This is a genomic window from Roseateles sp., from assembly GCF_044373315.1.
Taxonomy (GTDB): Bacteria; Pseudomonadota; Gammaproteobacteria; order Burkholderiales; family Burkholderiaceae_C; genus JACDQM01.
The window spans coordinates 39,334-54,550 of sequence record NZ_JBILQK010000020.1; the positions used below are offsets into that span (position 1 = coordinate 39,334).

General features: G+C 65.2%; 11 protein-coding genes. All 11 read right to left on the reverse strand.

Going from position 1 to position 15,217, the window contains the following annotated elements:
* Positions 1-69 precede the first annotated feature (69 nt).
* On the reverse strand, positions 70-2,760 hold the full coding sequence (locus ACIQ67_RS07220) for a FimV/HubP family polar landmark protein (RefSeq protein WP_397533678.1): 2,691 nt from the start codon (positions 2,758-2,760) through the stop codon (positions 70-72).
* 249 nt (positions 2,761-3,009) lie between these two features.
* Positions 3,010-4,140 (reverse strand): aspartate-semialdehyde dehydrogenase, encoded by a 1,131-nt coding sequence (gene asd, locus ACIQ67_RS07225; RefSeq protein WP_397533679.1) that lies wholly within the window; start codon positions 4,138-4,140, stop codon positions 3,010-3,012.
* 111 nt (positions 4,141-4,251) lie between these two features.
* Positions 4,252-5,343, reverse strand: a complete 1,092-nt coding sequence (leuB, locus tag ACIQ67_RS07230) for a 3-isopropylmalate dehydrogenase (RefSeq protein ID WP_397533680.1) — start codon at positions 5,341-5,343, stop codon at positions 4,252-4,254.
* A gap of 23 nt (positions 5,344-5,366) precedes the next feature.
* A complete protein-coding gene (gene leuD / locus ACIQ67_RS07235) occupies positions 5,367-6,017 on the reverse strand; it encodes a 3-isopropylmalate dehydratase small subunit (protein ID WP_397533681.1) in 651 nt (216 codons plus the stop codon).
* Positions 6,018-6,028: 11 nt separating this feature from the next.
* A complete protein-coding gene (gene leuC / locus ACIQ67_RS07240) occupies positions 6,029-7,462 on the reverse strand; it encodes a 3-isopropylmalate dehydratase large subunit (protein WP_397533682.1) in 1,434 nt (477 codons plus the stop codon).
* Positions 7,459-8,373: a LysR substrate-binding domain-containing protein gene (locus ACIQ67_RS07245; protein ID WP_397533683.1), complete on the reverse strand. Its 915-nt coding sequence runs from the start codon at positions 8,371-8,373 to the stop codon at positions 7,459-7,461. Before ACIQ67_RS07245 ends, leuC begins: the two co-directional genes overlap by 4 nt.
* A gap of 36 nt (positions 8,374-8,409) precedes the next feature.
* Positions 8,410-9,441, reverse strand: coding sequence for a Bug family tripartite tricarboxylate transporter substrate binding protein (locus ACIQ67_RS07250; RefSeq protein ID WP_397533684.1), 1,032 nt, complete (start codon positions 9,439-9,441; stop codon positions 8,410-8,412).
* Positions 9,442-9,613: 172 nt separating this feature from the next.
* Positions 9,614-10,081, reverse strand: coding sequence for a VOC family protein (locus ACIQ67_RS07255; protein ID WP_397533685.1), 468 nt, complete (start codon positions 10,079-10,081; stop codon positions 9,614-9,616).
* 10 nt (positions 10,082-10,091) lie between these two features.
* Positions 10,092-12,167: an acetyl-CoA carboxylase biotin carboxylase subunit gene (locus tag ACIQ67_RS07260; protein ID WP_397533686.1), complete on the reverse strand. Its 2,076-nt coding sequence runs from the start codon at positions 12,165-12,167 to the stop codon at positions 10,092-10,094.
* Between the two features lie 43 nt (positions 12,168-12,210).
* The gene (locus ACIQ67_RS07265; protein WP_397533687.1) at positions 12,211-13,647 is read right to left on the reverse strand and encodes a DUF389 domain-containing protein; all 1,437 of its coding nucleotides are present in this window, start codon (positions 13,645-13,647) and stop codon (positions 12,211-12,213) included.
* Positions 13,648-13,702: 55 nt separating this feature from the next.
* Positions 13,703-15,217 (reverse strand): acyl-CoA carboxylase subunit beta, encoded by a 1,515-nt coding sequence (locus ACIQ67_RS07270; protein WP_397533688.1) that lies wholly within the window; start codon positions 15,215-15,217, stop codon positions 13,703-13,705.

The window sequence follows — 15,217 nt, forward strand, 5'->3', positions numbered from 1 at the left end:
ACCTCCGGCAAAGAAAAAGGCGCCCGGCCAAACCGGGCGCCTCGGCAATGAAGCAGTTTACTCACGCAGTCAGCGCAACTCGCTGAGCATGGCTTCGGCCTTTTCCTTGATCGGGCCGGAGGCTTTGGACAGCAGTTCCTGCAGCACATCGCGCGCGCCTTCCACGTCGCCGATCTGCCGGAACTCGTCCGCCAGCTCGAGCTGACGCTGCAGGGGGTCGCCATCTTCATCATCCAGCGCATCAAAGGCATTGGACAGAGGACTGCTCGGCTGCTCCTGCAGCAGGCTGTCGAACTCAGGCGGGAAGTCGGCCTCCATCGACGTGGCTGCGGCCGCAGGGATAGTGGCTTCGGCCGAAGCGTCAGGGCTCTGCGGCAGATCGAGGTCGATGGACGACAGGTCGAAGTCGAGCGCGTTGGCCGTTGGCGCGTCATCGGGCGGAATCGGGGCCGTCGGAGCGTCCAGCTCATCCAGATCAAAGCTCAGATCGCCCAGCTCGGTCTCAGCTGCGGACTTGGTGCTAGCGGGCGGCGGGCTGGAAAGGTCAAAGTCCATCCCCAGCGGTGCCTGCTCGACCGTGGTGGCCATGGCCTGCGTGGCTTCCATGGCCAGCGGCGATGCCGGCGCCCGCGCAGCGCTGCTCATGTCGAGGTCCAGATCAAGATCCAGACCGCTCATGGGACCACCATCCAAGGCAGCACGAGGCAAAGGCTCGGTGTTCAAATGCGCGCCGACGATGGTTGAATGCTGCGCAGTTTGCGGCAGCGTGCTGGCATTCATGGGCTCGGGGCGATGGTCCTCATCGAACAGGGCCTGACTCGGCGCGCCACCAGGCTGGTACAGCGGATTGTCCGGATCGATCAAGCGACCGAGTTCCTGAGCCTTGGCCCAGTCCTCGCCCGTGCCCGTGGTTTCGGCATAAAGCTGGATTGCCAGTTGCTCAAAGCCCTTGATGTCGCGCCGTTTGGCATAGACCTCGAGCAGCTTCAGCCGGATGGCCAGGCGATCTGGGTTGGCGCGCAGGGCTTCCTTCAGAATTTCTTCGGCTTGCAGGTCACGCCCGTAGGCCAGATAGACATCCGCCTCCGCCACCGGGTCGACATCACCGATCGCATCGAGCTGGCTCAAGGAGTAGCTCATCGACGAAGAGCCACTGGTGGCATCGCGCGTATCGACACGCTGGCCGCCGGACGCGCCAAAGAAGGAATCCGGCTGCAGGCGGCTTTCGTGGAAGCCCGTGTCGGACTTGGGCTTGCTGCCGCGACCGCGCAGCCGCATCAGGCCGAGTCCGCCCAACAAGGCCACCAAAACGCCTGCCACCGGGATCACCAAGGGGTGATTGATCAGGCCCTCAAGGAGTCCGGGCTCCTCGGCCACCGCCTCAGGCTGCGCTGCAGCCATTGGCATGGAAGCCGGGGCAGACGCCGAAGCTTTGGCCAGCGGCGCAGGCGCAGGCGCTGAAGCCGCAGCAGGCGCAACGGCAGAGGCTGGAACCGGCGCTGCGGCAATGGCAGGCAGGGCCGCCTGCACTGGCGCAGGCGCCGGCGCAGAGGCAACCGGCGCGGCCGTACCGGGCTTGGTGGCGCTGGAAATCTGCTTGAGTTCCTCGACATTGCGCTTGAGCTCAGCCACGCGGGCAGCCTCGTCCTTGCGCTCGGTCTCCTTGGAGACCTTGCCCTCCGGCGCCGAAGCGCCGGCCTTGCTGAGCTTCAGCTTATCCGGACTCGGCGCTTCTGCCGGCTTGCGATCAGCCACTTCAGCCTGCACCTTGCCCTTGGCAGCGCGCGAAGCCTGGGCGGCCTGGAGCTCTGGCGCGCCAGATGCCAGACGCTCGCGATAGGCCGCGAAATCGGCACTCTGGGCGGCGACGAATTCCTTGGCCTCGTCGGTGGACACACCTGAAAGCGCATCGGACGTCGGCACCTGGAGCACGACACCGGCCTTCAAGCGGTTCATGTTCTCGCCGATGAACGCATCCGGATTGTTGCGATACAGGCCAACCAGCATCTGGTCCAGCGAGACCTCGGCCGGCTTGGTGCGACTGGCCACGCGCGACAGCGAGTCGCCAGGCTTGACGGTGTACTGGCTGGCAGCACTCGGTGCGGCAGCCGGACTCGCAGCCGGCGCAGCAGCGACTGGCACTGGCGCCGGTGCAGGCGCCGCACGTGGCGCCGCCGGGGGGCGGGAAGCAGCGGCTGGTGCCGCGGCAATCGCCGGTGCTGCGGGCCGCGGAGCCGCGACGGCAGGCGCAGCGGCAGCAGGTGCAAGCGGGCGCGCCTCCGGAGTGGCCGCAGCAATCACAGGCGCTGTCGTCACAGATGCCGGTGGCGTCGGACGTGCCAGCGACGGCGGATCAAACAACAGCGTGTATTCACGAACCAGGCGGCCACCGGCCCAGCTGATCTCGAGAATCACATCGACAAAAGGTTCCTGGACCGCGCGATCGCTCGCAATGCGCAGATACGGTCGCCCGTCAGCGCGGCGCGCCAGCTGAACTTGGGTGTTCGTGAGCACCGGGTTGTACTCGACGCCGGTGGCGCGGTAGGCCTCGGGCGGCGCGACGCGCACCCGCAGCGTTCCCGCCTCCTCCGGCGTAATCGCCGCGATGTCGATTTCGGCGCTGAGCGTTTCGCCGAGCGCAGACTGCACGCTTAGACGCCCAAGGCCAAGGCCCCAGGCGGCCGTGCTGGCCACACTCAATGTCGCTACCGCCACATGGGTCAGGGCAAAACGCCCCCAAGCACTACGGTTCAGTTTCAAGGCGTCCCCCAAAGCGACAAGGCGGGCGACTGCAGGCGCCCGCCTTTTGACGATCGTTGTTCTGGCTTCAACAGCTCAGCCGAGTCTGTGTTCATGAGCTCTTGCGATATGAAATCACAACAGCGTCAAGCATATACGCTGATGAGCTCACGCAAAGCCTGAATACCTCGCCTGTCCCCTGCCTGATTAACCAGCGGTTACCGCCCTGTGGCTTGCCGGCAACGAGCTGCGCCGGCAAGCCGAGGGAAATCACCGATCCAGCAGGATGCGCAGCATGCGGCGCAGCGGCTCGGCCGCGCCCCACAGCAGCTGGTCGCCGATGGTGAAGGCACCAACGTACTCCGGACCCATCGCCAGCTTGCGGATGCGGCCCACGGGGATGGTCATCGTGCCGGTCACGGCCACCGGGGTCAGGTCTTGAATGGTCGCCTCGCGAGTGTTGGGCACCACCTTCACCCACTCGTTGTCGGCGGCGATCATGGCCTCGATGTCGGCCACCGGCACGTCCTTCTTCAGCTTGAAGGTCAGGGCCTGGCTGTGGCAGCGCATCGCGCCGACGCGCACGCAGAAACCGTCCACCGGGATGGGCGCGGAGCCGAAGCCCTCACCCAGCCCGAGGATCTTGTTGGTCTCGGCCATGCCCTTCCACTCTTCCTTGGACTGACCATTGCCGAGGTCCTTGTCGATCCACGGGATCAACGAACCGCCCAGCGGCACGCCGAAGTTGGCAGTCTCGGCGGCCGTCAGGCTGCGCTGCTTGGCGATGATCTTGCGGTCGATCTCGAGGATCGCGCTCTTGGGGTCGTCCAGCAGCGCCTTGACCTCGGCGTTCAGCGTGCCGTACTGCGTCAGCAGTTCGCGCATATGCTGCGCGCCGCCGCCCGACGCCGCCTGGTAGGTCTGCGTGCTCATCCACTCGACCAGACCGGCCTTGTAAAGCGCGCCCACGCCCATAAGCATGCAGCTGACGGTGCAGTTGCCTCCGACCCAGTTCTTGCCACCCTTGGCCAGAGCGTCCTTGATGACAGGCATATTGACCGGGTCGAGGATGATGACCGCGTCATCCGCCATGCGAAGCGTCGAGGCCGCATCAATCCAGTGGCCGTTCCAGCCGGTGGCACGCAGCTTGGGGAAGACCTCGCTGGTGTAGTCGCCGCCCTGGGCCGTGATGATGATCTCGCAGCGCTTGAGCTGCTCGATATCGAAGGCGTTCTGGAGCGTGGTCTCGTTCTTGGCCTGCGCCGGGGCCTTGCCGCCGGCGTTCGAGGTGCTGAAGAACAAGGGTTCGATCAGATCGAAATCCCGCTCGGCAACCATGCGCTCCATCAGCACGGAGCCAACCATGCCGCGCCAACCAACCAGTCCTACCAGTGTCGTCATCGTGATACCTCTATCGCCCTAACAGAAAGTGAGTTGAAAGAAACTCGAATCTCTTCCCCCTCCGGCTCGCTTCGCCTTGGGGGTGTAGGGGCGAGACGAACCGGAGCTGGACTAGCTCTTAATGGTTTTGGTGGTGGTGATGGCCTTGACGACTGCATCACCCATCTCGCGCGTGCCCACCTTCTGGGTGCCCTCGCTCCAGATGTCCGCGGTACGCAGACCCTGGGCCAGCACGGACTGCACCGCCTGCTCGATACGAGCAGCGGCTTCGGGCTGGTTGAGGGAGAACTTGAGCATCATGGCAGCAGACAGGATTGTAGCCAGAGGATTGGCAACTCCCTTGCCCGCAATGTCCGGCGCGCTGCCATGGCTAGGTTCGTAGAGTCCCTTGTTGTTCTTGTCCAACGAGGCCGAGGGCAGCATGCCGATCGAGCCGGTCAGCATCGCCGCCTCGTCCGAGAGGATGTCGCCGAACATATTGCCGGTGAACACCACGTCGAACTTCTTCGGCGCCTTCACCAGCTGCATCGCGGCGTTGTCCACGTACATGTGCTCGAGCTCGATGTCCGGATACTCCTTGTGCACCTCGGTCACCACGTCCTTCCAGAACTGGAAGGTCTCCAGCACATTGGCCTTGTCCACCGAGGTGACCTTCTTGTTGCGCTTGCGCGCGGCCTGGAAGGCCACATGGGCGATGCGCTCGATCTCGGGGCGCGAGTAGCGCATCGTGTCGAAGGCTTCCTCGGCGCCGGGGAAGTGACCGTCGACGGCAGTGCGGCGGCCGCGCGGCTGGCCGAAATAGATGTCGCCGGTCAGCTCGCGGATGATCAGGATGTCCAGGCCGGCCACCAGCTCGGGCTTCAGGCTGGACGCATGGGTCAGCTGCTCGTAGCAGATCGCCGGGCGGAAATTGGCAAACAGGCCCAGGTGCTTGCGCAGGCCCAGGATGGCTTGCTCAGGGCGCAGCGGACGGTCCAGCTTGTCGTACTTCCAGTCACCCACGGCGCCGAACAGGATAGCGTCGGCATCCTTGGCCAGCTGCAGCGTGGCCTCGGGCAGCGGATGGCCTGAAGCCTCGTAGGCGGCGCCGCCGACCGGCGCGCTTTCCATCTCCAGCGGCAGGTCCAGCACCTTCAGGACCTTGACGGCCTCAGCGACGATTTCGGTACCAATGCCGTCACCCGGCAAGACTGCGATCTTCATCTTCTGTTCCTTCTTTATTCTCTTCACCCGACCAGGCGGTGGGCCAGCCAGGGCTTGGTGGCAATGCGCTCGGCCTCAAACGCCTTGATCTTGTCGGCGTGACGCAGCGTCAGGCCGATGTCGTCGAAGCCGTTGAGCAAGCAGTACTTGCGGAAGGCCTGTACCTCGAAGGGCAGCGCCTCGCCATCCGGCGTGACGACGACCTGGCGCTCCAGGTCGATGGTCAGTTGGTAGCCCGGGAACGCGGCCACTGCGTCGAACAGGCGCGCCACCTGCGCTTCGGGCAGCTGGATAGGCAGCATGCCGTTCTTGAAGCAGTTGTTGAAGAAGATGTCGGCATAGCTCGGCGCGATGATGCTGCGGAAGCCGTATTGCTCCAGCGCCCAGGGCGCGTGCTCGCGGCTGGAGCCGCAGCCGAAGTTCTCGCGCGCCAGCAGGATGCTGGCACCCTGGTAGCGCGGCTGGTTCAGCACGAAATCCGGGTTGGGCTTGCGGCTGGCCGGGTCTTGGCCGGGCTCACCGCGGTCCAGATAGCGCCACTCATCAAACAGGTTGGGGCCGAAGCCGCTGCGCTTGATCGACTTCAGGAACTGCTTGGGAATGATCGCGTCGGTGTCGACATTGGCACGATCCATCGGGGCCACCAGGCCCTTGTGCACGGTGAACTTGTCCATGGCTATGCTCCTCAGGCGATGCGACGCACGTCGACAAAATGACCCTCGATGGCCGCGGCGGCCGCCATCGCCGGGCTGACCAGATGGGTGCGGCCACCCGCGCCCTGACGCCCTTCGAAATTCCGGTTGCTGGTCGAGGCGCATCGCTCACCCGGCTCCAGCCGATCGGCGTTCATCGCCAGGCACATCGAGCAGCCGGGTTCACGCCATTCAAAACCAGCGGCCTTGAAGATCTGGTCCAGGCCTTCGGCCTCGGCCTGCGCCTTCACCAGGCCCGAGCCCGGCACAACCAGAGCCAGCTTCACATTGCTGGCCACACGGCCGCCCAGGCGCTTGACCACGGCAGCGGCCTCGCGCATGTCCTCGATGCGGCTGTTGGTGCAGGAGCCGATGAAGACCTTGTCGATCCGGATGTCCGCGATCGCCTTGTTCGGCTCCAGCGCCATGTACTGCAGCGCCCGCTCGATGGCGCCGCGCTTGACGGCGTCCTTTTCCTTGTCGGGATCCGGCACGCGGTCCTCGATGGAGAGCACCATCTCCGGGCTGGTACCCCAGGTCACCTGCGGGCGGATCTGCGCGGCGTCCAGCTCGACCACGGCGTCGAAATGCGCGCCGGCGTCGCTGTGGAGCGTGCGCCAATAGGCCGCCGCCTGGTCCCACTCGACACCCGTAGGCGTGAAGGGCCGACCCTTCACATAGTTGATCGTCGTCTCGTCCACCGCCACAAGGCCGGCGCGCGCGCCGGCCTCGATGGCCATATTGCAGACCGTCATGCGGCCTTCCATGGAGAGCGCTCGGATGGCGGAGCCGCCGAACTCGATGGTGTAGCCGGTACCGCCAGCCGTGCCGATCCTGCCGATGATGGCCAGCACGATGTCCTTGGCGCCGACGCCCTTGGCCACTTGCCCCTCCACCTTGACCAGCAGGTTCTTGGCCTTCTTGGCCAGCAAGGTCTGGGTGGCCATCACATGCTCGACCTCCGAGGTGCCAATGCCATGCGCCAGCGCGCCGAAGGCGCCGTGGGTGGAGGTGTGGCTGTCGCCGCAAACCACAGTCATGCCGGGCAGCGTGGCGCCCTGCTCCGGGCCCATCACATGAACGATGCCCTGGCGCTTGTCCAGGAAGGGAAAGTAGGCCGCCGCGCCGAAAGCCTTGATATTGGCGTCCAGCGTGGTGATCTGCTGCTTGCTGGTGGCGTCCGTGATGCCGTCATAGCCCAGCTCCCAGCCCGTCGTGGGCGTGTTGTGGTCGGCGGTGGCGACGATGGAGCTGACACGCCAGACCTTGCGTCCGGCCAGGCGCAGTCCCTCGAAGGCCTGCGGGCTGGTCACCTCATGCACCAGATGGCGGTCGATATAGAGGACAGCGGTGCCGTCTTCCTCGGTGTGGACGACATGCTCATCCCAGAGCTTGTCGTAGAGCGTGCGTGCAGTGACAGCATTCATGCTTTGCTTCTTTCCTCTTCTCGTCGAACAGCAGGGCACAGCGCATCGACAAAACGCTGCACCACGGTGGGCAGGCGCTCTTGACGCATGACCCCCAGAACATAGTCGCGCTGCGCCCAGGTCTCATCCAGGCGCAGGCGCTTGACCTCGAAAACCTTGGCAAAGCGCTCAGCCGGCTCCTCAGGCAGCACAGCCACGCCCAGACCTGCCTCGACCAACTGCGCGATGGCGTCAAAGCCGCGCACCTGGAGCCGCGCATTCAACGTGCGGCCGCGGGCAAGCGCCTGCTCCCGCATCAATTCCTGCGCAGCGGCCCCGGCATGCAGGCCAATCAGATCGTAGGCCAGCAGATCATCAAAGCTCACCGCCGCCTGCGTCGCCAGGGCATGGCCCTTGGGCACCAGCACCGCCAGCCGGGCCGGCTTGTAAGTCCAGGTCTGCAGGCGGTTGTCCAGCAGCGGCGCGGTGAACACGCCCACATCGGCTCGCCCCTCGGCCACCGCGGCCTGCACCTCGGCGCTGGTGAGGTCTTCCAGGCTGATGCGAATCTGCGGGTGGGCCTGCAAGAAAGCCGCCAGATCAGGCGGCAGGCATTCGGCGATCGAGCCGGTGTTGGCGGCGATGCGCAGATGGCCCTTGATACCGCGGGCAAACTCCATCACCTCACTCTCCAGCGCATGCAGCGACGCATGCAGCGAGCGGATGTGACGCACCAGCGCACGGCAGGCTTCGGTCGGCTCCACACCGCGCGCACGCCGTTCGAACAGCTGCACGCCCAGGCGTGCCTCCAGATCGGAGATGCGCTTGCTGGCCGCCGCCAGCGCCAGATGTTCCTGCTGCGCGCCGCGCGTGATCGAGCGCGTCTGCTCGATCGCCAGCACGAGGTTCAGCGTGGTCAGATCCAGCCGCATGGCATCGATGTCCGGCAGTTTCTCGGTGCCGCCGACCTACTCGGCCACAATCCCGGCTGCTTGCACGGCCTTGGCCCACTTGAGGGTCTCTTTGGCTGCAAACAAGCCCAGCTCAGCCGGCGTGCTGGGCGTCAGGCCAAAGCCCGACTGGGCCAGCTTCTGCTGCAAGGCCTTGTCGTTCAGCGCATTGCGCACCCATTGATTCATTTTGGCGACGATGGGCTCGGGCGTACCAGCCGGCGCATACATGGCGAACCAGGCCGTCATCTCGAAGCCCGGCACCACAGTGGACAAGGGCGGCACGCCCGGCAGCATCGGATGCGGCTTGGCCGAGGTCACGGCCAGCGCGCGCAGCTTGCCTGCCTTGACCTGCGGCACGCCGGATGCCAGATCGCCGAATACCAGCTGGATGGTGCCGCCAATGGCGTCCGTCATGGCAGGCTGAACGCCTTTGTAGGGAATGTGCGCCAGCACCAGCTTGTTGGCACTGACCAGGGCCTGACCAGGAATCAGGCTGCCGCTGGAGCCCGAGCCCCAGGCCATCTTGTCCGGATTGGCACGAGCATGGGCCACAAACTTCTCGGCCGTGTCAGCCGGCACCGCCGGGTTGACCAACATGATGAAGGGGATCTCGGCCAGACGCGAGACTGGCGTGAAATCCTTGATCGGGTCATAGGGCAGCTTGCGGTACAGCGAAGCATTGGCCGCGTGCGTGGTGCTGGTGGCAATCAGAAAGCTGTAGCCGTCTGCCGCAGCCTTGGCGGCGGATGAGGTGCCCAGCGTGCCGTTCGCACCGGGCTTGTTCTCCACCACGATGGCCTGCCCGGCCTGCTTGCCTACATGCTCGGCCAACACGCGCGCCAACTGGTCGGTGGCACTGCCGGCCGGGAAGGCAACTGTCCATGTCAGCGCATGCTGCGGATAGGAAGGCGTTGCCGCGTCTGCCACCTGGTGCAGTGCACCAACGAGCAAGGTCAGCGCCGACAAGCTGAGCAAGCGCAAGCTCGACAGGGCGTGAGCACCGGCAGCGATGCGGTTCGAAGCGGGCCAAGTCAGGCTGTCTTTCATTGAGTCGTTCCAGCAGGAAGAGGAGACGCAAAACTCTTGCGCGACACCTCATTCTGCCTTCGCGGAAATCAAGAATCTACCAAAAGGAACAATAAATCCTTCTCGATTCACGAAGTCACGGCAACTCCTGCATGCTCGGCCGGCGGTCTCGCCAGCATCGATGGACGGAGCGTCAACCCAACGCCGCCACCACCTCGGGCGGTGCCTGCACCAGCTCGATCAGCACGCCTTCGCCGCCAATGGGGAACTCGTCGTTGCTCTTCGGGTGGATGAAGCAGATGTCGTAGCCGGCAGCGCCCTTGCGGATGCCGCCCGGGGCAAAGCGCACGCCGTTGGCGCTCATCCACTCGACGGCCTTGGGCAGGTCGTCCACCCACAGGCCCACATGGTTGAGCGGCGTGGCGTGGACGGCCGGCTTCTTCTCAGGGTCCAGTGGCTGCATCAGGTCGACCTCGACCTTGTGCGGGCCGCTGCCGATGGCGCAGATGTCCTCATCGACGTTCTCGCGCTCGGAGACGAAGTTGCCGGTCACCGTGAGGCCCAGCACATCCACCCAGAGCTTGCGCAGCGCGGCCTTGTCTGGCCCGCCGATGGCGATCTGCTGAATGCCGAGAATCCTGTAGGGCTTGTTGCCTGTCATGACCTGACCCTCACTCGAAACGCATGATGGGTTGGTCGACGGCCAGGCTTTCGCCGACCTTGGCCAGCACCTCGGCCACCTTGACGTCCTGCGTGGCGACGAGGATGTTCTCCATCTTCATCGCCTCGATGACCGCCAGACGTTCGCCAGCCTGGACGATCTGGCCCGGCTGCGCAGCGATGGCCACCAGCAGGCCCGGCATCGGCGACAGCAGTGACTTGCTGGTGTCGGGCGGTGCCTTGTAGGGCATCAGCGCGGCCAGCTCGGCGGCTCGCGGCGACAGCACCGTTACCTCGATCGCCGTGCCGTTGTGGCTGATGCGGTAGGCCAGCGGTCTTTTGAGCGTGCCGCGCTCGGCCTGGGCCGTAAAGGGCTTGCCGTTGACTGTGCCGCTCAAGCGGATGTCGTTCAGGCGTGAGGCGCAGACGATCTTGTAGGCCTTGCCGTCCACACGCACTTCGGCCTCGCCACTGTGGCCGGCGTACTCGGCGATGTGCACCTGATGCCGGCGCTTCTTGCCTTCGCCCTCGTTGACGATGGCGACGTAGTCGCTGTCGATGCGCACCTCGTGGCCGGCCAACTGACCGCTGATGCCGGCGGCGCGCTCACGCGTCTTGCGGCGGACGAAGGCTGACAGCGCCACCAGGAACAGCGCATCCTCATGCGGCACGTCCTCGGCACGGAAGCCGCCACCGTAGTGCTGCGCGATGAAACCGGTGTTGAAGTTGCCGGTGACAAAGTCCGGGTGAGCCAACAGCGCGGCCTGGAAGGGGATGTTGGAGCTGATGCCGCGGATCACGAAGCCGTTGAGCGCCTCACGCATCTTGGCAATCGCATCATTGCGATCCTTGCCGTGCACGATCAGCTTGGCGATCATTGAGTCGTAGAACATCGGGATCTCGCCGCCTTCGTAGACGCCGGTATCGACCCGCACGCCGCCGAACTGGCCATTCGCATAGCTGTCGCCGACCAGGGTCTCGCTGCCCTGCTCCAGGTTCGCCGCAGGCGGCTGGTACTTCACCAGGCGGCCGGTCGAGGGCAGGAAGTTACGGAACGGGTCTTCCGCGTTGATGCGGCACTCAATGGCCCAGCCCTCGCGTCGGATCTCGCCCTGGCCGAAGGAGAGCTTCTCGCCGGCGGCCACGCGGATCATCTGCTCCACCAGGTCCAGGCCGGTGATGCACTCGGTCACCGGGTGCTCCACCTGCAGGCGGGTGTTCATCTCCAGGAAGTAGAAGTCCTGGTTCTTGCCGACCACGAACTCCACCGTGCCGGCGCTCTGGTACTTCACCGCCTTGGCAAGGGCCACGGCCTGCTCGCCCATCGCCTTGCGCGTGGCGTCGCTGATGAAGGGCGACGGCGCCTCCTCGATCACCTTCTGGTGGCGGCGCTGAATCGAGCACTCGCGCTCGTGCAGGTAGACCACATTGCCGTGGCTGTCGCCCAGCACCTGGATCTCGATATGGCGAGGCTGCTCGACGAACTTCTCCATGAAGACGCGGTCATCGCCGAAGCTGTTTCGCGCCTCGTTGCGGCAGCTCGTGAAGCCTTCGAAGCAGTCCTTGTCGTTGAATGCCACGCGCAGGCCCTTGCCGCCGCCGCCGGCGCTGGCCTTGATCATCACCGGGTAGCCGATCTTCTTGGCGATCTCGACGGCTTCCTCGGGCGAGAGGATGGGCTCGTTGTGGCCGGGGATGGTGCTGACCTTGGCCTCGTTGGCCAGCTTCTTCGACGCGATCTTGTCGCCCATCGCAGCGATCGAATAGTGCTTGGGGCCGATGAAGACGATGCCCTCTTCCTCGCAGCGGCGGGCGAAGTCCTCGTTCTCGGACAGGAAGCCATAGCCCGGATGCAGGGCCTCGGCGCCGGTGGCTTTGCAGGCGGCAATGATCTTGTCAGCCACCAGATAGCTCTCGCGGCTAGGTGCTGCGCCTAGCAGCACGGCCTCGTCGGCCAGCTCGACGTGGCGGGCATCCTTGTCGGCCTCGGAATAGACGGCCACCGTCTTGATCCCGAGCTTCTGGGCAGTCTTGATTACCCGGCAGGCGATTTCACCCCGGTTCGCGATCAGGATCTTCTTGAACATGCGTTTCTCTCCATCGAGCAGATATCGGTGGGGCACTGCCCCGTCATCGTTGCGAGCTCCGGCTGCGCTCAGGCAGCATCGGGCTGGGTTGTTCGATCAGTTGCACATCAGGCTGGCCAAGCCGCACGGCGAGGAAGCGCTGCAAGGCCGAGGCCTGCTCCGGGCTCAAGGCCCGCGTCCGCTCGATCACGACGACGGCGAGCGGCGGCGTACTGGAGGGCATGGATGCGGCGGGGCTCTCGCCTGACGCCCGCCGAGCCTGAGCTGCCGGCGCCTCACCGGCCTCGACACGCCGGCCATAGGCCAGGGTCAGCGCCACGACTTGAGGCAATTGGGCCTGCACCTCATCGCGCAGCGCGGCAGCCGTGTCCGCCAGCTCCGACTGGCGTTGTGCAGTCAGTCCGGCCACGGCCTGGTCCATGGCCTGCAAGCGGGCTTCCGCCACCTGCAGGCGTTGCAGCACGGTGCGGTCCATGTCCTGCTTCAACTGATCGCGCAGCGAGCCCACATCCAGCGGCGCATCGCCGGCGAGCCGCAATTCCAACTTGGCCTGTGGGATCTTTTCCCGGCTGAACAGCGCCTGCGCCGACTCGCGCACCTTGGCCTCGTCCGCACCGCCGACCAGCGTGAGCCGCAGCGTACGGGTCGCCGGGTCCACCCGCTGAGCCACGATCACCAGGCGCTGGTCCTGCTGCAAGGCGTCGACCACGCGCAGCGCACCGGCCGTGAACAGCTCTTGCTGAACCACCCGGTAGGCAAACCAGACACTCGGCACCAGCACCATCGTGATGCCCAAGCCGATCAGAAGCCGGTGCCGGGCCCGCACCGCAGGCTCCAGCGAGCCCCGCTGCGGCAGCCGCAGCACCTTGCTGATCGCCAGCGTGCCCACTGCGATGAACACCCCATTGATCAGGAACAGGTAGAAGGCCCCGCCCACCATGTCCCAGCGGCCATGGGCCAAGCCGAAGCCCACAGTGCACAGCGGCGGCATCAGCGCGGTGGCGATGGCCACGCCCGGTACCACGTTGGAAACGTCCTTGCGCGTCGCTGCCACCATGCCAGCGGCACCGCCAAACGCTGCGATCAGCACGTCCCACAGTGTGGGCGAGGTACGCGCAAGCAACTCACTGCCGGGCTGGTCCAGCGGGCTGATCGCGAAGTAGATCGTCGACGTCAGCAGGCTCAGCGCCGTAAAGATGGCCAGCGCCAGCGCGCCCTCGCGGATCAGCTTGATGTCCTGCACCGCGGCGCCATAGCCCATCGCAATGATCGGCCCCATCAGCGGCGAGACCAGCATCGCGCCGATGATCACCGCAGTGGAATTGACGTTCAGCCCCACCGAGGCAATCAGAATCGCGAAGAACAGCACCCACAGATTGGCGCCCACAGGCCGGCTGCCGGCGCGGATGTCCGCATCGATCACTTGCGGGTCATCCTGGTCTCGGCGCAGGTTGAACAGGCGGTGCAGTGTTGAGCTCATGGCTTGGGGTGCGGACGGTCGCTTCAGGCCTTGTCGGATGCGCGGGAGGGGCCGATCACAGCGGGATGTTGCCGTGCTTCCTCCACGGGTTCTCCAGCTTCTTGTCCTTGAGCATCGTCAGCGAGCGACAGATGCGCTTGCGCGTCTCGTGCGGCTGGATCACGTCGTCAATGAAGCCGCGCGCGCCGGCCACAAAGGGGTTGGCGAAGCGGGCCTTGTACTCGGCCTCGCGGGCCGCCAACTTCTCGGGGTCGCCCTTGTCCTCGCGGAAAATAATCTCCACCGCGCCCTTGGCGCCCATCACCGCGATCTCGGCATTGGGCCAGGCGAAGTTGACGTCGCCCCGCAGGTGCTTGGAGGCCATCACGTCATAGGCGCCGCCATAGGCCTTGCGGGTGATCACGGTGACCTTGGGCACGGTGCACTCGGCGTAGGCGTACAGCAGCTTGGCACCGTGCTTGATGATGCCGCCGTATTCTTGAGAAGTGCCGGGCATGAAGCCGGGCACGTCCACGAAGGTGATCACCGGGATGTTGAAGGCATCGCAGAAGCGCACAAAGCGCGCCGCCTTGATGGAGCTCTTGATGTCCAGGCAGCCGGCCAGCACCAGCGGGTTGTTGGCGACGATGCCCACCGTCTGGCCCTCCATGCGCGCCATGCCGATGACGATATTGGCCGCGTAGTCAGGCTGCAGTTCGAAGAAGTCGCCATCGTCGACGACCTTCAGGATCAGTTCCTTGATGTCGTAGGGCTTGTTGGCGTTCTCAGGCACCAGCGTGTCCAGCGAGTAGTCCAGACGGTTGCCCGGGTCGCCGCTGGGGCGCACCGGCGGCTTCTCGCGGTTGTTCAGCGGCAGGTAGTTGAAGAAGCGCCGCAGCATCAGGATGGCCTCGACGTCGTTGTCGAAGGCCAGGTCGGCGACACCACTCTTGCTGGTGTGCGTCACCGCGCCGCCCAGCTCCTCAGCAGTCACTTCCTCGTGCGTCACCGTCTTCACCACCTCAGGGCCGGTGACGAACATGTAGGACGAGTCCTTCACCATAAAGATGAAGTCGGTCATCGACGGCGAATACACCGCACCGCCAGCGCAAGGTCCCATGATCATGCTGATCTGCGGGATCACGCCCGAGGCCATCACGTTCTTCTGGAACACGTCGGCATAGCCGCCCAGTGAGGCCACGCCTTCCTGGATACGCGCGCCGCCCGAATCGTTCAGGCCGATCACCGGCGCGCCGACCTTCATCGCCTGATCCATCACCTTGCAGATCTTCTCGGCATGCGTCTCGGAGAGCGCGCCGCCGAAGACGGTGAAGTCCTGGCTGAAGGCAAAGGCCAGGCGGCCGTTGATCATGCCGTAGCCGGTGACCACGCCGTCGCCGGGAATCTTGTTGTCAGCCATGCCGAAGTCCACGCAGCGGTGCTCGACGAACATGTCCCATTCCTCGAACGTGCCCTCGTCGAACAGCAGCTCCATGCGCTCGCGCGCGGTCAGTTTGCCCTTGGCATGCTGGGCGGCAATGCGCTTTTCGCCGCCGCCCAGGCGCGCCAGCGCGCGCTTGTCTTCAAGCAT